This is a genomic window from Proteus terrae subsp. cibarius, assembly GCF_011045835.1.
Classification (GTDB): Bacteria; Pseudomonadota; Gammaproteobacteria; order Enterobacterales; family Enterobacteriaceae; genus Proteus; species Proteus cibarius.
Map to the genome: position 1 here is coordinate 2,705,156 of NZ_CP047349.1, position 19,591 is coordinate 2,724,746.

The following is a 19,591-nucleotide window of genomic DNA, read 5'->3' on the forward strand; positions in this document are numbered from 1 at the left end:
AATGAATGAAAAAGATATTCATTTAATTAAATGCATTAAAATTATTATCCTCCTAATTAAAAACAAAGAAATAAAAATAGAACACAATCACACAGTAAATTCATTAGAAAAAGAGCACAGTTTTAAATTAAAGAAAATAAAAGCACACACTTTATTAAATAAACAAATTAATCACAAATTAATTATTATAGATAATAATGACAACTTATTTATTTTACTAAAAAATAATAACAACAATATTCTTATTTACAACACTCAAAAAGATAAAACAGAAACTATCAGTAAAGATAATTCACTTAAAATAAAATCCGCCTATTATCTTGATTTTAAAGCAAATAATGAATTCAACATTACTTGGTTTCTCCCTGCATTTAAAAAATATAAAACTATTTTTTATAGTATCTTATTTTATTCATTAATTTTGCAATTATTACTATTGGCAACTCCTTTAGTTACACAGATTATTATGGATAAAGTCATTATTCATCACGCACAATTAACACTTGATGTATTAGTTGTTACTTTGGCTTTTATTGCTATTTATGAAGGGGTACTAAAAGGAATTAGAGAGCACATCTATCACCACACAGCAAATAAAATTGATATCACCTTAAGCTTAAAACTTACTGAACACTTATTTAAATTACCGATTAGTTATTTTAAATCACGGCAAACTGGTGCCATTGTCACTCGAGTAAAAGAATTAGACATTATTAGGGAATTTATTACTAATACGTTATTAATGTTAATTGTCGATTTTTCTTTTATCTTTATATTTATCTTTGCAATGGTAATGTTTTCGTTAAAGCTAACTTTGTTTTTCATTACCACGATCCCTTTTTATCTTATTTTAGCTAAATTTCTCGCACCTAAAATAGAGCTTGCTGTTCGACAGCTTTATCAAAAAGCGGCAATTAATACTGGATTTCTTACCGAAAGTTTAGGGGGGATTGAAACAATTAAAAGCCTTTCGCTTGAACCTCGATTTATACAACAGTGGTATACACAAATTCATCAGGTCACCTCAAAAAGTTTAGTACTTCAAAATATTGATAATTTCTCACGCTTTATTGTGTTATTTCTTAATAAAACAACAATAGCATTACTATTATGGCTAGGTGCCTATGAAGTCATTTCTCTCTCGATGACAATAGGTCAACTTGTTGCGTTTATGATGCTCCTTAGATTCTGTTTACAACCCTTTGCGACGGCAATCGATGTTTGGGGCAAATATATCAGAACAAAAACAGCTATCTATAACTTACAAGATATTCTTAATCTTCCTAAAGAGCAGGATACTGCAACACGACAATCCAATATCAAAGGTGAAATTACCTTTAATAAAGTGAGTTTTTATTATCAAAGCAATACTCCTACTATTTTAAATAATATTTCATTACATATTAAAAAACATGAAGTTATTGGTATTGTTGGTACTTCAGGATCGGGTAAAAGCACCTTAGTGCGAATGATTTCAGGTCTTTATATTCCACAATCAGGCTGTATAAAAATTGACGGTATTCCACTTACACAATTTCATTTAACTAACCTACGTCAGCAAATCGGTTTTGTGTTACAAGAGAATTTTTTATTTCATTTAAGTGTATTTGATAATATTCGATTAACTCATCAACATGCTTCTTTAGAGGAAGTTATTCACGTTGCAAAAATGGTGGGTGCTCATGAGTTTATTTTAAAACTTCCTTTAGGATATGACACACTTATTACAGAAGGAGGAGCATCATTATCAGGAGGTCAACGCCAACGTATTGCAATTGCCAGAGCCTTATTACCCTCACCCAAAATCTTAATTTTCGATGAAGCCACCAGCGCTTTAGATGATAACTCCCAAGCCATAATTCAAAACAACCTCCCTCTTATTGCTAAAGGTAAAACCGTTATTATCATTGCTCATCGCCTTTCAACTATTCGAAATTGTTCTCGTATTATTGTGTTAAATAAAGGGAAAATTATTGAAGATGGAAACCATGAAGAATTAATTGCAAACAGTGGCTACTACAAAAAACTTTGGCAACTTCAACAAGGATGTTGAGAATGAAACTAAATATATCCTCTATTTTGCTCACTCTTTTTCAGCGTAAAAATAAAGCAAAAAATTACGATTTTTACCCTAACCACATTGCTCTTATCGAAAAGCCCATCACTCCTTATAGTCGTTATATTGCGATACTTATTTCATTAAATGTTATAGCCTTTCTTCTATGGGCTTATTTCGGTAAATTAAATATACAATCCCCTGCAACAGGTAAACTTATTGCTATTGGGCATTCTCAACTTGTTCAAATATCTGAACATAGCCGATTAGCAACACTTCATGTAAAGGAAGGACAAAAAGTTAATCAAGGCGATATATTACTAACACTTGATATATTAGGTATTGATGAAGAAATAATAGGAATAAAAAAGAAGATAGACAATATCTTACAGCTTAAAATACGCTATCAAGCATTAAGCCAAGATATATCTCCTCAAAATCTTTACCATTTTAATACGTTAGATAAAAAAGCAAAAAGAAATATTTTAACTAGCTATAAAAAAGAAAAGGAAGAATTTGATAGTAATATAAAAGTAGTCGAGACAGAGATTGAAGTAAATAATAAAAACCAATTGATGACTTACAATGATTTATTATCATTAAAAAAATTAAAAGAAAATATTGAACAACGATTCACATTAAAACAAACACTGTATATAAAAAATTTTATTAGTAAGATAGAGTATCTAGAAAATCAAAAAGAGTTGCTAGAAATAAAAAGACTGATAAAAACGAAAGATTCAGAATATAATCTACTAAAAAGCCAAGAAGAACAGAAAAAGCAAAATCTAAATCAATTAGAGAAACAAAAACATCTAGAATGGTATGATAAATATAAGCAGTATGAAAGCGAATTGATCATTTACCATCAAAACCTTAACCATCTTCAAAAAAAACAGCAACTAAAAAAAGTACGTTCTCCAATAACAGGTACAGTTCAACAAATTTCAACACATACACTAGGCAGTGTATTACAACCATCACAAGGTATGATGGTCATAGTACCTGATAACCAAGATAACATTGCTGAAGTTAATTTGCTCAATAAAGATATTGGTTTTATTCATTTAGGGCAAAAAGCAATGATAAAAATAGATGCTTTTCCTTATACACTCTATGGCACCATGGAGGGCGAAATTATTAATATTGCTAAAGATGCGGTTCAGCACGACCAATTAGGCTCAATTTATCCAATAACTATTAAATTAAACAGACAAACAATTAAAAATAACCAAAGAGAATATCGTCTTATCCCTGGTATGTCTTTAACTGCCGAAATAATCACTGAACAACGTCGTGTCATTGATTATATTTTAAGTCCAATAGAAGCTTATCGTCATAATGCACTTACTGAAAAATAAGATACTTCATATTATGGAAAATATAACTAACATGGAAAAAAGCCAATATCACCACTCTATTATTGATGGATTACTTTATTTTTCTAAAAAAGGCAGAGGAAATATAAAAAAAGAACAGATCATTCATTTTCTTGGTTGTGATAATCACCTTAACAAATGGAATATTTTTGAAACCGCTCAATTATTAAATTTAAAATGTCAATTTGATACCTTTGATTATGATAAAGAGAAAAAAAACATAATTAACACCCTTATTGAAATAGATAAGCATTGGTATATTTTAAAAGATATAAAAAAGGAAAAAATTATTGTTTTAGAACCTAGAAATAATATTAAAAGTGAGTTTATTATTGATAAAAAAAAGAAACTTAATACACTATTACTTATTACTAAAGAGCCCTCTCCATTATCAGCTAAATTTGATTTCCGCTGGTTTATTCCTTCCCTGTTAAGACAAAAAAATATATTACTTTTTATCTTTATTTTAGCTTGTTTCTGTCAACTGTTTGCGTTAGTCAGTCCTTTAATTTTCGAAATTATGATTGATAAAGTACTAACAGGAAGAAATTTATCTAACCTACACCTTTTTAGTTATTTATTGATACTGATTGCTGTCACAGAACCCCTCTATCTTTATTTGCGCGATAAGTTATACATTTTTATTTCTTGTCAGTTAGGCGCTGAATTTTCAGGAAAGGTATTCCAGCATCTTATCTGCTTACCTAGCCATTTTTTTAATCAACGCCAATCAGGGCAGATTATTACCCGTATTCAAGAGCTTTCACATATTCGGCAATTTATTACTAGCTCTGCTTTTATGCGAATACTAGATCTGTTTTTTATCATCGTATTTATCTCTGTCATGTTCACGTATTCGTCACTTTTAACCTGGATAACCTTAGGTGCATTAACACTCTACTTTCTACTTTGGCTTATTTGTGGCCCTTTTATTCGCTATTGGGTTGAGCAGGAATATCAGGCCAATGCGGATAATACCAGTCTACTAACAGAAGCAATAAACGGTATCGAAACCATAAAAATAACAGCAACAGAAAATAAATTTATAGAAAACTGGCAATACAAACTTACAGATCATATTAACAAACGCTTTTCTGGTGCTAAAAAAGCGTTATTTGCACAACAACTTATCTCTATCATTCATAAAATCGCGACGGCTATTATTTTATGGCAAGGTGTTAATTTAATTATCAATGCACAAATAAGTGTGGGTGAGCTTATTGCTTTTAATCTTTTTACTGCGCATATTACACAACCCATTTTACGCTTAGCCCAATGCTGGCAAGATTTTCAGCAAGCAACCATTTCTTTGCGTCGTGTTGGCGATATTTTGAACACTCCTACTGAATATCATCCTTATGGAACTGCGACCGTTCCTAAAATCACAGGAAGTATTGTTTTTTCAAATGTTTATTTCCGTTACGCTAATAACACACCAGATGTCATTGAAGCACTCTCTTTATCTATTCCTGCCGGTAAATTTATCGGTATTACGGGGCGTTCTGGTTCAGGAAAGAGCACTCTTACACGTTTGCTCCAACGTCTTTATACGCCTCAACAAGGGCAAATTTATATTGATGGAATGGATCTCGCTATCGCCGATCCACTCTCTTTACGCCAAAGTATTAGCCTTGTTTTACAAGAGAGTTTTTTATTTAGTGGCTCAATCCTTGAAAATATTCGTTTATCAAAACCCAACGCGAGTGAAAGAGAGATAATAGAAGCTTCCCTACTTGCAGGGGCTTTAGATTTTATTGAGCAACTTCCTTTAGGTTTTAACACTCAAGTTGGAGAAAGAGGTCGAAATTTATCAGGAGGACAACGTCAACGTATTGCGCTTGCTAGAGCTTTATTAACTGATCCGCGTATTCTTATTTTAGATGAAGCAACATCAGCATTAGATTACAAATCAGAAGCACAAATTTTAGCGAATTTGCCTCAGATTTGTAAAAACAGAACCGTCATTAGTATTGCACATCGTCTAAATACATTAGTGCATTCAGATTATATCTATGTAATAGATAAAGGTAGGGTATTAGAAGAAGGAACACATGCTTATTTAATAGAAAATCGAGCACTCTATTACCAATTATGGAAGCAACAAATTCAATAATTAAAAATTGATAAATACAAAAAAGGCTCGATATTTCGAGCCTTCAATATATTACCGATAATGTATCAATAATTAGTAAAGCATACGAGCACGGATTGTTCCCGGTAATGCTTTGATTTTTTGTAACACTAATTCAGCTTGGGCTTTCGTTTGTGTTGTAATATCAATCACAACATAACCTACGTTACCTGATGTACGTAAATACTGTGCGGCTACGTTGATGTTTTCTTCAGTAAACACGTTGTTGATGCTGTTCATCATACCTGGGCGGTTTTCATGAATATGCAGTAAACGGTTTACATCATCACCATGGCTTGGCAGTGATACTTCAGGGAAGTTAACAGCAGATAATGTAGAACCGTTATCTGAATATTTCGCTAACTTGCCCGCAACTTCATAACCGATGTTTTCTTGCGCTTCTTGGGTTGAACCACCGATATGTGGTGTTAATATCACATTGTCAAACTTGATAAGTTCAGAAACAAACGGATCGTTAGGATCGTTATTCGCACCCGGCTCTGATGGGAATACGTCAACAGCGGCACCGGATAAATGCTTAGATTCTAATGCTTGTGATAACGCAGGAATATCAACCACAGTACCACGAGAAGCATTGATAAGAATTGAGCCTGGTTTCATGCGCTTAATTTCTTCATGCCCAATCATATTCTTGGTTGATGGTGTTTCTGGCACATGTAAGCTGACAATGTCACACATATTCAACAGTTCAGAAAGATGACGAATTTGTGTTGCATTACCTAATGGTAGTTTGTTTTCAATATCGTAAAAATAGACATCTAAACCCACACTTTCTGCCAAAATACCTAACTGTGTACCAATGTGACCATAACCAATAATACCCAGCTTTTTACCACGCGCTTCAAAGCAACCTTTCGCTTGTTTATCCCAAATCCCACGATGCGCTTTCGCATTTGCTTCAGGAATACGACGCAGTAATAACAGTAATTCACCAAGTACCATCTCTGCCACGGAACGAGTGTTTGAGAAAGGAGCGTTAAATACAGGAATACCGCGACGAGCAGCGGCATCTAAATCAACCTGATTAGTGCCGATACAGAAGCATCCCACAGCAACTAACTTTTCAGCGGCTGCAAAAATTTCTTCTGTTAAGTGAGTGCGGGAACGAAGACCAACAAAACGTGCATCACGGATAGCTTCTTTTAATTCTTCGTCCGATAATGCGCCTTTGTGATATTCAATATTGGTATAACCCGCAGCTCTTAAATTTTCTACTGCACTTTGGTGCACACCTTCGAGGAGTAGAAACTTTATCTTTTCTTTTTCCAAAGATACTTTGACCATTTACCCTGCCCTATCGTTATTACATTTAATGAAAAACAAAATCCTGTCTCATCAACATAACAAAAATAGATTTTGTCGCAATACAACCGATTGCAGTGATGACAGAATAAGCGGTAAATAAAGTGATTTTCTACCGAGTAAAATGATTTTGACTTTAAAAAAGGCAGGATTTTAAAGAGAAATATAACTATCGTGTGATATATATCACTGAATTTGCAGTTTCTAAAATAATTTAAAAATAGGTAGCCAGAGCTACCTATCTTAAAAAGAATTATTTAATGGTTTTCACACCTTCAGAGGTGCCCATTAAAACAACATTCGCGCCACGGTTAGCAAATAATCCTACAGTTACAACACCCGGAATACTGTTAATTTTGTTTTCCAGCTCAATAGGATTAAGAATTGTTAAATTATGAACGTCTAAAATAACGTTACCGTTATCAGTTACCACATTTTCACGATATTCTGGTAAACCACCCAGTTTAACGAGTTCACGTGCAACATAAGAGCGCGCCATTGGAATAACTTCTACTGGTAGCGGAAATTTACCTAGCACATCGACTTGTTTAGATTCATCAACAATACAGATAAATGTTTTCGCTACACCCGCAATGATTTTTTCACGCGTTAATGCGGCACCACCACCTTTGATCATTTGCATTTGATGGTTTATTTCATCAGCACCATCAACATAAATATCTAAAGAATCAACTTCGTTACAGTCGAAAACAGGAATACCGTAACTCTTTAATTTTGCTGTGGATGCTTCTGAACTTGAAACTGTGCCTTCGATTTGACCTTTCATTGTTGCTAATGCATCAATAAAGTGAGAAGCCGTAGAGCCAGTACCGACACCAACAATCGTGCCTGGTTTTACATATTCAAGCGCTGCCCAACCCACTGCTTTTTTCAATTCATCCTGAGTCATTTAAAAAAACCTTATTTATCACGTTAATGGACTAAGAATAGCATATTGCATTCAAAACTAGCACGAGACACATCAAAAACTGAGAAGCAACATTTTAACTCATTACAACGAAAAATATGGCATAGTAAGCAATAGAATATAAAATCGAAGAGAGTCTGTTAATGAAACGCCCTGATTATCGAGCATTACAAGCCCTTGATGCCGTCATTCGAGAACGTGGCTTTGAACGAGCTGCGCAAAAGTTATGTATTACACAATCTGCCGTTTCTCAGCGTATCAAACAGTTAGAAAATTTATTTGGACAACCGCTATTAGTCAGAACTGTTCCACCTCAACCTACAGAACAAGGGCAAAAATTATTAGCACTATTGCATCAAGTAGAATTACTTGAAGAACAATGGTTGGGTGATGAAAACAGTGGTTCCACACCTCTTTTACTCTCTTTGGCGGTGAATGCGGACAGTTTAGCTACATGGCTATTGCCCGCGTTACACCCTGTATTAACGCAACTGCCTATTCGTCTCAATATTCAAGTTGAAGATGAAACTCGCACTCAAGAACGATTAAGACGAGGTGAAGTCGTTGGTGCAATCAGTATTCAACCACAAGCACTACCAAGTTGCCTTGTCGATCAATTAGGTGCTCTCGATTATCTATTTGTTGCTTCTCCTGATTTTGCTCAACGCTACTTTGCAAACGGCGTAACAAAATCTTCATTATTAAAAGCACCGGCAGTGGCATTCGACCATCTTGATGATATGCATCAGGCATTTTTACAACAAAACTTCGGTTTATCTCCGGGCAGTGTACCGTGCCATATCGTGAACTCCTCTGAAGCCTTTGTACAATTAGCTAAACAAGGTTCAACCTGTTGTATGATCCCTCATCTGCAAATTGCTAATGAACTAAAAAGTGGAGAATTGGTTGATTTGACGCCGGGGCTTTGCCAACGACGTATGCTTTATTGGCACCGATTTGCACCAGAAAGTAGAACCATGAGAAAAGTGACAGATGCACTCATTGATTTTGGTCGTAAAGTTTTAAAGCAGGATGAAGAGTAATATGCTCTTTCATCTTATTAACTCAAAAATAGGCTTCATATTGAAGCCTATTTTATTTTGATCACGGAATGATTATTTAGTGCGCTTTAATTCAAAAACTACATCAACATAATCTTTAAACTCGATACTTTGCTGTTCATAGGTTTCTTGCACAGCAGCAGGTGCTTGTGCTTTTAATGCCATCGCATCCATACGCACTTGTGCAATTGGATAAGGTGTCGCCTCTGGTGCACGATAGCTGACACTATAAACTGCACCTAAATCCGCACCAAAACCTTTTGCTACTGACGTTGCTTGATCAATGGCATTTTTAATCGCAACTTCACGTGCTTTTGTTTTGTATTGCTCAGGATTATTTACACCAAATTCAACGTTATTAATTTCATTTAAACCAGCCGCTAATGCGCCATCTAGTAACGTATTCAGCTGTTCTAATTTCTTAATTTTAACATTCACAGTACGTGTTGCAGTATAACCATTAATTACAGAACGCTCTGCTTTTTTATCATACTCATAATTTGGTTGAGTACGGATATTAGCAGCATCTATATCTTCCTTCACAACACCATTTTCTTTTAAGAAGGCAAAATATTTTGCGACACGCTCATCTACTTGTTTCTTAGCCTGAGCGGCATTTTTTGCTCTTTCGTTAACCTGAATATTTAATGTCGCCATATCAGGAGCGGCTTTAATTGTCGCATTACCCGATGTTGTAATATGTGGTCCTTCTGGCTCAGAAGCAGCTAATGCAAGTGAAGGTAATCCCAGCGTAAACACGGATGCTAATACAATTGCTTTTAATTTCACAAAAACCCCCGACATAATAAATTTTAAGACCATCTTTTATGGCTAAGAAGAACCTTAGCATATCTGATGTAAAGTTCTTTAAGATTAAAAGAGAGTTTTCCATCCTTGTGCTGCTAATTGAACAGCAATAAACCACATTACACATCCTACAAACAGATTAATAATACGTTGAGAGTGCGCTTTGCTTAATATTGGAGAAAACCAGGCAGCAAGTAGTGATAACGCAAAAAACCAGCTTATAGAAGCAAATACCGCACCAAATGTAAACCAAGGGCGTAGTTCTGATGTTAATTGCCCGCCAATACTGCCTATCACAACAAAAGTATCTAAATAAACATGAGGATTAAGCCAAGTCACAGCAACTAATGTCACAATCACGCGCCAACGGCTTTTTACTTGATTTTCACTTTGTGATAATTCAATATCTTTTGAAAACGCAGTTTTAAATGCATTCCAGCCATACCATAGTAAGAACGCCACACCTCCCCAAGTGATCAATAATAAAAGTATTTCTGATTGACTGAGAAGAGCACTTCCACCAAAAACACCCGCCGTAATTAAAACAACATCACTTAAAGCGCATAAAAATGCACTCATTAAGTGAAACTGCCTTTTACTCCCCTGCTGCAAAACAAAGGCATTTTGGGCGCCAATCGGTAGGATCATTGCTGCGCTTAATAAGAACCCCTGAAAAAAAGTTGTAAACATGCAAAATACCTTAATAATTATTCGTTTAATATCAGATGAATAATAGAGGGATTTTGATATTAGAGGAAATGAATCATTCTTATTGATAATAAGAAAAACTAATGGCGATAAAATAGGAAAAAATAAAGTGCTAGTAGGATTAATAGGATGAAATAGCCATACTCACTAATAGCATAAAAATAAAATTAGACCAAATTGTGACATGAGGTGTTACCACAATTAGTGCAGTAATAAATAAGATAATACGTACTCGTTTTTTCTCTGTTTTATGGGAATACCACAATAATAGGAGCGACAAAACAAACACAATATAACTATCAACGTAATGAAAAATGAAAAATAAGCTCTTTAAGATTATCTCCATCTTTAGTATCCAATCCCTTTTACCATCTGTGTTATCTTATTATTTCTCCTGTCTTATCATACAAAAAAAGCCACGTTATTAACGTGGCTCTATGTCATTTATTCTTGTGAGACTATTCTGCTTTCGCTGTCGCACTTTGTGTTTGATGCATATAAACATCCATTTGTGGGAATGGAATACCGATATTATTCGCGTCTAATGCACGTTTAAAATCTTCCATTAGATCCCAATAAACAGGCCATGCATCACCATTGGTTGTCCAAACACGTACCACAAAGTTTAATGAAGATGGAGCCATTTCATGTAAACGGATAGTCACTCCTTGATCATGTTGAATACGTTTGTCTTTAGCAACAACGTCACCCAGCACTTGTTTCACTTTATCAATATCAGCATCATAAGCCACACCAACAATAATTTGTGTACGACGATTTGGCTCACGACTTAAGTTGATAACTTCACTACTGATAATTTTGCTGTTTGGAATAACAATAATTCTGTCATCGGCTGAACGTAATGTGGTTGAAAAAATCTGCACATCTTTCACTGTACCTTCAACAGAACCGATCATCACATACTCATCAGTACGGATCGGACGGAAAATAACAATCAGTACACCAGCTGCAAAGTTAGACAGCGAACCTTGTAATGCTAAACCAACAGCTAAACCAGCGGCACCTAATACAGCAATAACAGAAGCTGTTTGAACGCCTAATCGTCCTAATACCGCAATTAAGGTAAAAGCAACAACGGTATAACGAACCAGAACTGACAGAAAAGTGACAACAGTGGCATCGATATGACGTAGCGTTAAAACTCTTGCGACACCTTTACCAATCATTTTTGCCACAAAAAGACCTATAAATAGGATCAAGAATGCGGCGACAATATTCACTGCATATTGAATAAAAAGATCCTGATTTGCCACAAACCAACCTGTTGCTTCATCTAAACTAGCGGGTAATTCATTCATTAGACCACCTTTTAAACTTAAAAACGTAATGAAAAGAATAGTAATTCAATAGTATATTGTGGCAGATTTATTCAAAAAATATATAGGAATTGTTAATTCCTTCTATTTTCCAGAATAAATAACCGATATTTTTGTAACATAGTAGCAAAATCATCTAAACCACAAAAAGAGATGCTTTCGTTATCGTAATAGCTCATTCCTTCTTCCATTTCATCTGTTTCAAAATGCAAGGTATTAGCTCTAACCATCACTTCTTCGTCATCAATAGAAAGACTGTATTCTTTACCGATAAGTTCCCACTGTCTTTCACTACCTTTAATACCTTCCATTTCTTCAAGAATTTGATCGATAAGACTAATGTCGCCCTGAATTTCATCATTTAGCCAATAGCCTATTGCTTCATGATCCATCGAAAAACGGGCTAGTATACCGCCAGTGAGATCTCGCTGAAATTCATAATCCATGGTGTACGCCCCTTATAAAGCACTCGCTTTTTTAATAAAAAATATCTTATTCTTATTATGACAAAAATAACAAAAAACGGGAGGCATTTGCCCCCCGTTTGTTCATATAAAATACTTTAAAGCAATATATTAACCATTAAACCATTGTTTGAAAAATAACTTGGTCTGCTTTATCGGTATATTGCTCTAGTTGGTCAAAGTTTAGATAACGATAAGTATCTTCTGCGGTTTCATCCACTTTATTCATGAAATCCAGATACTCTTGAGGCTCTGGTAAACGACCTAATAATGAAGCCACTGCCGCAAGTTCCGCAGAAGCAAGATACACATTAGCACCTGTGCCCAAGCGGTTAGGGAAGTTACGTGTCGATGTTGAAACGACAGTTGCACCATCAGCAACACGCGCTTGGTTACCCATACATAGTGAACAACCCGGCACTTCGATACGTGCTCCACTCTTACCAAAGACGCTATAATAGCCCTCTTCCGTTAATTGCGCTGCATCCATTTTTGTTGGTGGAGCAACCCATAAACGTGTTGGTAATTGACCTTTGTGTTGATCAAGCAGTTTACCTGCAGCACGGAAGTGACCAATATTGGTCATACAAGAGCCAATAAATACTTCATCAATTTTGCTATTTGCAACTTCAGATAATAAGCGAGCATCATCTGGATCGTTAGGCGCACATAGAATTGGCTCTTTGATCTCATTTAAATCAATTTCGATCACTGCTGCATATTCTGCATCTGTATCAGCTTCAAGTAATTGCGGATCTTTCAACCACTTTTCCATTGAAGTGATACGACGTTCAATAGTACGACGATCGCCATAACCTTCAGCTATCATCCATTTCAGCAAAATGATATTAGATTGCAGGTACTCAATAATTGGCGCTTTATCCAGTTTAATAGTACAACCCGCCGCTGAACGTTCTGCTGATGCATCAGCAAGCTCAAATGCTTGTTCTACTTTCAGTTCTGGTAAGCCTTCAATCTCAAGAATACGACCAGAGAAAATATTCTTCTTACCTTTTTTCTCAACTGTCAGTAAACCATCTTGAATTGCGTAATAAGGAATAGCATGAACTAAATCACGCAGTGTCACACCCGGTTGCATTTCGCCTTTAAAACGTACCAGAACAGATTCTGGCATATCTAATGGCATTACCCCAGTTGCCGCAGCAAAAGCTACTAGGCCTGAACCAGCTGGGAATGAGATACCAATAGGGAAACGAGTATGCGAGTCACCGCCTGTACCGACAGTATCAGGTAGTAACATACGGTTTAACCATGAGTGGATAATGCCATCGCCCGGACGCAGTGAAACACCACCACGGTTCATAATAAAGTCAGGCAAAGTGTGATGCGTTGTAACGTCTACCGGTTTTGGATAAGCTGCAGTATGACAAAATGATTGCATCACTAAATCAGCAGAGAAACCAAGACACGCCAAGTCTTTTAGCTCATCACGAGTCATTGGGCCTGTTGTATCTTGTGAACCTACTGAAGTCATTTTTGGCTCGCAATATTCGCCAGGGCGAACACCTGTACGGCCACAAGCACGGCCTACCATTTTCTGAGCTAGCGAGAAACCACGGTTGCTTTCTGCAACAGGTTTAGCATGGCGGAACAGTGTGCTAACAGGTAAACCTAGTGATTCACGCGCTTTAGACGTTAATCCACGACCAATAATCAATGGAATACGGCCACCAGCACGAACTTCATCAATTAATACTTCGGTTTTCAGTTCAAAGGTTTCCAGTAACTCATTCGTTTCATGGTTACGAATTTCACCTTTGTATGGGTAAATATCAATAACATCACCCATATTTAATTTAGAAACATCAACTTCGATAGGGAGTGCACCTGCATCTTCCATAGTATTAAAGAAGATAGGCGCGATTTTGCCACCAAGAACAACACCACCACCGCGTTTATTAGGAACGAAAGGAATATCGTCTCCCATAAACCAAAGCACAGAGTTAGTTGCTGATTTACGTGATGAGCCAGTACCTACAACGTCACCAACATAAGCCAAAGGGAAGCCTTTTTTATTTAACGCTTCGATTTGTTTGATAGGGCCAACACTACCTGGTTGATCTGGTTCAATACCTTCGCGTGCATTTTTCAGCATTGCTAAAGCATGTAATGGAATATCAGGACGAGACCAAGCATCAGGTGCTGGAGATAAGTCATCAGTATTAGTTTCACCCGTGACTTTAAATACGGTAACCGTAATTTTTTCTGCTAATTCTGGGCGCTCGGTAAACCACTGAGCATCAGCCCAAGATTGCATAATTTGCTTAGCGTAAACGTTACCTGCTTTAGCTTTTTCTTCAACATCATAGAAGTTATCAAACATCAGTAATGTATGAGAAAGAGCTTTAGCTGCTATTGGCGCTAATTTATCGTTGTCCAGAGATCCAATTAAAGCATGAATATTATAGCCACCTTGCATGGTACCTAATAATTCAACTGCTTTTTCTGGAGTGATAAGAGGTGATGTGGTTTCGCCTTTCGCGAGGGCAGTTAAAAAACCCGCCTTAACATAGGCAGCTTCATCAACTCCGGGTGGAACGCGGTTAACAATTAAATCAAGAAGAAATTCTTCTTCACCTTTAGGGGGATTTTTTAATAGCTCAACAAGTGCGGCTGTTTGTGTGGCATCGAGAGGTTTTGGAACGACACCTTCAGCTGCACGCTCTGCTACGTGCTTACGGTATTCTACTAGCACGACTGTCTCCTCGCTTCTTTGTCATTTTGTATAACCCGGCTGTCTGCACCCTGTCTATAGGGTTCCAGGTCAGAGGATCTTTTGCTCGCATAAAACATAAGTGGTTGTGAGATTATGCCCAGCTAAGGGTATCAGCATAGCAAATCTTCAACACGATGTTAATTCGTTCACATAAAAGTAACATTAATCAAATTCAAATATCCACTTATTCAGATTAAAACACTTAAACAAAATATATAAGAAACATTTTTACCCAGTTTTTTAGATAAAATACTATAAAGAATCTATAGATATGAATAGAAATATACTATTTAAGAGAAAGCTTACTAAGCGCTGATAAGAATTTGAATAATATTGATTTGTTATAAAATGAGCCTTTTCTACAGGTAGAAGCTACCTACTTAAAAATTGTTATTTTATTTAAAATAATATATTAGCTCTATTTAGCTCAAACAATGAAAGATAAAATATCTAATTAATCAAATACATGATTGATCACAGCTGCAATTATAGATGTTCCAATTGCCACTAAAACCAAATCATTTCCTACTATTTTCCATTCATACCCTTGATAATATGGTAATTGATTTAACATATTATTTGGGATGTTTTTTTTCATGATCCCAGGAGGGAGTGGTTTCCCTCTGACTAAATTTTTAGCTATACCCGGTGGCAGAGATTGATAACCAACAATATTATTTTTTATGGCTAAGATCCTTGCATCTTTATAAGTTAAAGAAACAGACACTAGCCCATTACTATTAATCATTATTTCAGATGATAGCCCATCGTTTTTATTAGAGTTTATATGGTTATTATTCTGATAATGTCGTGCTTTCCCATTCCCATTCCCATTCCCATGGGGAGGATTAGCTAAAGAGCCTAAAGAAAAGCTCACCATAAACAACAATAGAAAAAAACGAAAAGAAGTGTGTTTGCTCATCATATATACCATCCCAAAATCAGATCATAATAAAAAAATAGAGTAATAAACACTTAAGTACAATTTCTCATATTCTGATAATATTACGACTAAGCATATATAGCTAAAAAACACCTTTTGAATAAATAAAAAAGAGCTAAGTTCTATAAAGAACTTAGCTCTTATCATTTAAACTACTTTAGTAAACTGTTTTCAGCAAAACTATTTTCAGTAAAGCTGTTTTCAGTAAACAAGTTGCTTATTTTTTCTTTTTCGCTTTTGGATTTGGCAGGTCAGTAATACTACCTTCAAATACTTCCGCAGCCATACCGATTGATTCGTATAACGTTGGGTGAGCGTGGATAGTTAATGCGATATCTTCAGCATCACAACCCATTTCAATTGCTAGACCGATTTCACCTAGCAGTTCACCACCGTTAGAACCAACAATTGCACCACCAATAACACGGTTAGTTTCTTTGTCGAAAATCAGTTTAGTCATACCATCTGCACAATCTGATGCGATTGCACGGCCTGATGCTGCCCAAGGGAAAGAAGCCACTTCATAGCTAACGCCTTTCTCTTTCGCTTCTTTTTCAGTCATACCAACCCATGCAACTTCTGGTTCAGTATAAGCGATTGATGGAATAACTTTAGGATCGAAGTAATGTTTCTTACCAGAAATAACTTCTGCTGCAACGTGACCTTCGTGAACACCTTTGTGAGCCAGCATTGGTTGACCAACGATGTCACCGATAGCAAAGATGTGAGGTACATTAGTACGCATTTGTTTATCAACATGGATAAAGCCACGATCATCAACTTCGATACCTGCTTTACCTGCGTCTAATAGTTTACCGTTAGGTACACGACCGATAGCAACTAATACTGCATCGTAACGTTGTGGTTCTGCTGGGGCTTTTTTGCCTTCCATTGTTACGTAGATGCCATCTTCTTTTGCTTCAACCGCAGTTACTTTGGTTTCTAGCATTAGGTTAAATTTCTTACTGATACGTTTGGTAAATACTTTAACCACGTCTTTATCAGCAGCAGGAATAACCTGATCAAACATTTCAACTACGTCAATCTGAGAACCCAGAGAGTGATAAACCGTACCCATTTCCAGACCGATAATACCGCCACCCATAACCAGTAAACGTTCTGGTACAGTTTTCAGTTGCAGTGCATCTGTTGAGTCCCATACACGTGGGTCTTCATGTGGAATGAATGGTAATTCGATTGGACGTGAGCCGGCAGCAACGATTGCATTATCAAAAGTGATGGTAGTTGTACCTTCAGCACCTTCAACAGACAATGTATGAGAACCAGTGAATCGAGCTTCGCCATTAACGACAGTAACTTTACGGCCTTTAGCCATGCCAGCTAAGCCACCCGTTAACTGAGAAATAACTTTATCTTTCCAGATGCGAATTTTGTCGATATCTGTTTTTGGTGCGTCAAATACAACACCGTGTTCAGATAATGCTTTCGCTTCTTCGATAACTTTAGCAACGTGGAGTAACGCTTTAGAAGGGATACAACCCACGTTCAGACAAACACCACCTAAAGTAGAGTGACGTTCTACTAAAACTGTTTCTAAACCTAAGTCAGCGCAACGGAACGCCGCGGAATAACCCGCAGGGCCTGCACCGAGAACCACTACCTGTGCTTTAATTTCAGTACTCATCGTGACCTCATTATTTATTTGTCCGGCGAGTCAGACGATAATCCATATTTAACACCGAGACTTACATACCGCATGCAGTTTACAGAAATGTTAATAAACTGAAAAGCGCTCTAACATGATGGATCTCACAACCTAAGATGTATGACTGTAAAATCCATCACTGTAATCAGAGAAACCGGCGCTAAGCACCGGTTTTAAAATTACATTACCAAACGACGTAAATCACTCATGTACTGATTAATCAGAGTGATGAATCGAGCACCGTCAGCACCATCGATCACACGGTGATCGAAAGATAATGACATTGGTAAAATCAAGCGTGGTACGAATTCTTTGCCGTTCCATACTGGTTTCATAGAAGAACGGGAAAGTCCCATAATCGCAACTTCTGGTGCGTTAACGATTGGTGCAAAACCGGTAGTACCGATACCACCAAGGCTAGAAATAGTGAAGCATCCGCCTTGCATATCTGCTGCAGTCAATTTACCTGCACGTGCTTTCTTAGAAACTTCAGCTAACTCATAAGACAGTTCGATAATGCCTTTTTTGTTAACATCTTTGAAAACAGGAACAACAAGACCGTTCGGTGTATCTACAGCAATACCGATATTGATGTATTTTTTTAGGATCAGTTTTTGTCCATCTTCAGAGATAGAGCTGTTAAAGCGTGGCATATCTGCCAGTGCTTTCGCAGCTGCTTTCATTACGAAGACTAACGGAGTGATCTTAACATCCAGTTTTTTCTTCTCTGCTTCTTTATTTTGCTGTTTACGGAATTCTTCAACCTCAGTGATATCTGCTTCATCAAACAGATTTACGTGAGGGATCATCACCCAGTTACGGCTTAAGTTAGCGCCAGAGATTTTCTGGATACGGCTTAATTCAACTTCTTCAATTTCACCAAACTTGCTGAAGTCAACTTTTGGCCAAGGCAACATGCCTGGTAATCCACCACCTGCATTCGCTGGCGCAGATTCAGCACGTTTAATTAGCTCTTTCACGTAAGACTGAACGTCTTCACGTAAGATACGACCTTTACGACCAGTACCTTTCACTTTCGCTAAATTCACTCCGAATTCGCGCGCTAAGCGACGAATCACTGGTGTAGCATGAACGTAAGCGTCATTTTCAACAAACTCTTCTTTCGCTGCTGGCGTAGTCGCTTGTGCTTTAGCAGGTGCTGCCGGAGCAGAACTTGCTGGCGCTGGAGCTACTGCCACTGGCGCTTGAGCAACTGGTGCTGCACCTGCAACTTCGAAAATCATGATCAGTGAGCCAGTTTTTACTTTATCGCCCACTGCAATTTTGATCTCTTTAACTACACCAGCAAATGGTGCTGGAACTTCCATTGAAGCTTTGTCACCTTCAACAGTGATCAGTGATTGTTCTTCAGAGATGGAATCACCTACTTTCACCATCACTTCAGTAACTTCAACTTCGTCATCACCGATATCAGGAACATTCACTTCTTTCACAGCAGATGTTGCTGGTGCAGATGCAACTGGTGCTGGTGTCGCTTGAGCAACAGGTGCGCTACCCGCAACTTCAAATACCATGATCAGAGAGCCTGTGCTCACTTTATCACCTGTTGCAATTTTAATTTCTTTCACTACGCCAGCAAATGGTGCTGGAACTTCCATTGAAGCTTTATCACCTTCAACAGTGATCAGTGATTGTTCTTCAGCAACGCTATCGCCCACTTTTACCATCACTTCAGTGACTTCAACTTCGTCACCACCGATATCTGGAACGTGAACTTCTTTCAGTGCAGCTGTTGCAGGCGCAGCTACTGGTGCAGGTGTTGCGTCTTGAGCTGGTGCTGCTTGCGCGGCACCTTCTGCTTCAAAAATCATGATAAGAGAACCTGTTTGGACTTTGTCGCCCACGGCAATTTTAATCTCTTTAACAACACCCGCTTGTGGTGATGGAACTTCCATAGAAGCTTTGTCGCCTTCTACAGTGATTAAGGATTGTTCTTCCTCAATGCGGTCGCCCACTTTCACCATCACTTCGGTGACTTCAACTTCATCAGCACCGATATCTGGGACTTTAATTTCAATAGACATTCACTT

Annotated in this window: 14 protein-coding genes; 4 read left to right on the top strand and 10 right to left on the bottom strand. The window is 37.0% G+C overall.

Features of this window, described 5'->3' with window-relative positions; genetic code table 11:
- Position 1 precedes the first annotated feature (1 nt).
- The 3 genes from GTH25_RS12660 to GTH25_RS12670 are packed head-to-tail and all read left to right on the top strand — an operon-like array spanning position 2 to position 5,548.
- Positions 2-2,053, top strand: a complete 2,052-nt coding sequence (locus GTH25_RS12660) for a peptidase domain-containing ABC transporter (RefSeq protein ID WP_075670846.1) — start codon at positions 2-4, stop codon at positions 2,051-2,053.
- Positions 2,054-2,055: 2 nt separating this feature from the next.
- The gene (locus tag GTH25_RS12665) at positions 2,056-3,417 is read left to right on the top strand and encodes an HlyD family type I secretion periplasmic adaptor subunit (RefSeq protein WP_075670844.1); all 1,362 of its coding nucleotides are present in this window, start codon (positions 2,056-2,058) and stop codon (positions 3,415-3,417) included.
- Positions 3,418-3,430: 13 nt separating this feature from the next.
- Positions 3,431-5,548, top strand: a complete 2,118-nt coding sequence (locus GTH25_RS12670; RefSeq protein ID WP_238795281.1) for a type I secretion system permease/ATPase — start codon at positions 3,431-3,433, stop codon at positions 5,546-5,548.
- A 72-nt stretch (positions 5,549-5,620) separates the two neighbouring features.
- Here GTH25_RS12670 and serA read toward each other — a convergent pair whose 3' ends face one another.
- Positions 5,621-6,871, bottom strand: a complete 1,251-nt coding sequence (serA, locus tag GTH25_RS12675) for a phosphoglycerate dehydrogenase (protein WP_075670842.1) — start codon at positions 6,869-6,871, stop codon at positions 5,621-5,623.
- Between the two features lie 271 nt (positions 6,872-7,142).
- A complete protein-coding gene (rpiA, locus tag GTH25_RS12680) occupies positions 7,143-7,799 on the bottom strand; it encodes a ribose-5-phosphate isomerase RpiA (protein ID WP_072069239.1) in 657 nt (218 codons plus the stop codon).
- A gap of 161 nt (positions 7,800-7,960) precedes the next feature.
- Here rpiA and GTH25_RS12685 point away from each other — a divergent pair, with 161 nt between their 5' ends.
- Entirely contained in the window at positions 7,961-8,860 is a 900-nt protein-coding gene (locus GTH25_RS12685; protein ID WP_069367724.1) for a LysR family transcriptional regulator ArgP, read from the top strand.
- A gap of 72 nt (positions 8,861-8,932) precedes the next feature.
- Here GTH25_RS12685 and GTH25_RS12690 read toward each other — a convergent pair whose 3' ends face one another.
- From GTH25_RS12690 to aceF, 8 genes are all read right to left on the bottom strand, one after another.
- Positions 8,933-9,667, bottom strand: a complete 735-nt coding sequence (locus GTH25_RS12690; RefSeq protein ID WP_164530612.1) for an oxidative stress defense protein — start codon at positions 9,665-9,667, stop codon at positions 8,933-8,935.
- An 84-nt stretch (positions 9,668-9,751) separates the two neighbouring features.
- A complete protein-coding gene (argO, locus tag GTH25_RS12695; RefSeq protein WP_109419753.1) occupies positions 9,752-10,375 on the bottom strand; it encodes an arginine exporter ArgO in 624 nt (207 codons plus the stop codon).
- Between the two features lie 476 nt (positions 10,376-10,851).
- Complete coding sequence (gene mscS / locus GTH25_RS12700; RefSeq protein WP_075670838.1) at positions 10,852-11,712, bottom strand: small-conductance mechanosensitive channel MscS; 861 nt, start codon at positions 11,710-11,712, stop codon at positions 10,852-10,854.
- Between the two features lie 92 nt (positions 11,713-11,804).
- Positions 11,805-12,176 carry a YacL family protein gene (locus GTH25_RS12705; RefSeq protein WP_023581519.1) on the bottom strand — a complete coding sequence of 124 codons (372 nt, stop codon included), beginning with the start codon at positions 12,174-12,176 and terminating at the stop codon, positions 11,805-11,807.
- Positions 12,177-12,312: 136 nt separating this feature from the next.
- Positions 12,313-14,910, bottom strand: coding sequence for a bifunctional aconitate hydratase 2/2-methylisocitrate dehydratase (gene acnB / locus GTH25_RS12710; RefSeq protein ID WP_075670836.1), 2,598 nt, complete (start codon positions 14,908-14,910; stop codon positions 12,313-12,315).
- A gap of 475 nt (positions 14,911-15,385) precedes the next feature.
- Positions 15,386-15,856: an anti-virulence regulator CigR family protein gene (locus tag GTH25_RS12715; RefSeq protein WP_164530613.1), complete on the bottom strand. Its 471-nt coding sequence runs from the start codon at positions 15,854-15,856 to the stop codon at positions 15,386-15,388.
- Between the two features lie 235 nt (positions 15,857-16,091).
- Entirely contained in the window at positions 16,092-17,519 is a 1,428-nt protein-coding gene (lpdA, locus tag GTH25_RS12720; protein ID WP_075670832.1) for a dihydrolipoyl dehydrogenase, read from the bottom strand.
- 200 nt (positions 17,520-17,719) lie between these two features.
- Complete coding sequence (aceF, locus tag GTH25_RS12725) at positions 17,720-19,585, bottom strand: pyruvate dehydrogenase complex dihydrolipoyllysine-residue acetyltransferase (RefSeq protein ID WP_164530614.1); 1,866 nt, start codon at positions 19,583-19,585, stop codon at positions 17,720-17,722.
- Positions 19,586-19,591: the final 6 nt, after the last annotated feature.

Coding starts and splice junctions, on each gene's coding strand:
- GTH25_RS12660 (WP_075670846.1), top strand. CDS start 2: ATGAATGAAAAAGATATTCATTTAATTAAATGCATTAAAATTATTATC.
- GTH25_RS12665 (WP_075670844.1), top strand. CDS start 2,056: ATGAAACTAAATATATCCTCTATTTTGCTCACTCTTTTTCAGCGTAAA.
- GTH25_RS12670 (WP_238795281.1), top strand. CDS start 3,431: ATGGAAAATATAACTAACATGGAAAAAAGCCAATATCACCACTCTATT.
- serA (WP_075670842.1), bottom strand. CDS start 6,871: ATGGTCAAAGTATCTTTGGAAAAAGAAAAGATAAAGTTTCTACTCCTC.
- rpiA (WP_072069239.1), bottom strand. CDS start 7,799: ATGACTCAGGATGAATTGAAAAAAGCAGTGGGTTGGGCAGCGCTTGAA.
- GTH25_RS12685 (WP_069367724.1), top strand. CDS start 7,961: ATGAAACGCCCTGATTATCGAGCATTACAAGCCCTTGATGCCGTCATT.
- argO (WP_109419753.1), bottom strand. CDS start 10,375: ATGTTTACAACTTTTTTTCAGGGGTTCTTATTAAGCGCAGCAATGATC.
- mscS (WP_075670838.1), bottom strand. CDS start 11,712: ATGAATGAATTACCCGCTAGTTTAGATGAAGCAACAGGTTGGTTTGTG.
- GTH25_RS12705 (WP_023581519.1), bottom strand. CDS start 12,176: ATGGATTATGAATTTCAGCGAGATCTCACTGGCGGTATACTAGCCCGT.
- GTH25_RS12715 (WP_164530613.1), bottom strand. CDS start 15,856: ATGATGAGCAAACACACTTCTTTTCGTTTTTTTCTATTGTTGTTTATG.
- lpdA (WP_075670832.1), bottom strand. CDS start 17,519: ATGAGTACTGAAATTAAAGCACAGGTAGTGGTTCTCGGTGCAGGCCCT.
- aceF (WP_164530614.1), bottom strand. CDS start 19,585: ATGTCTATTGAAATTAAAGTCCCAGATATCGGTGCTGATGAAGTTGAA.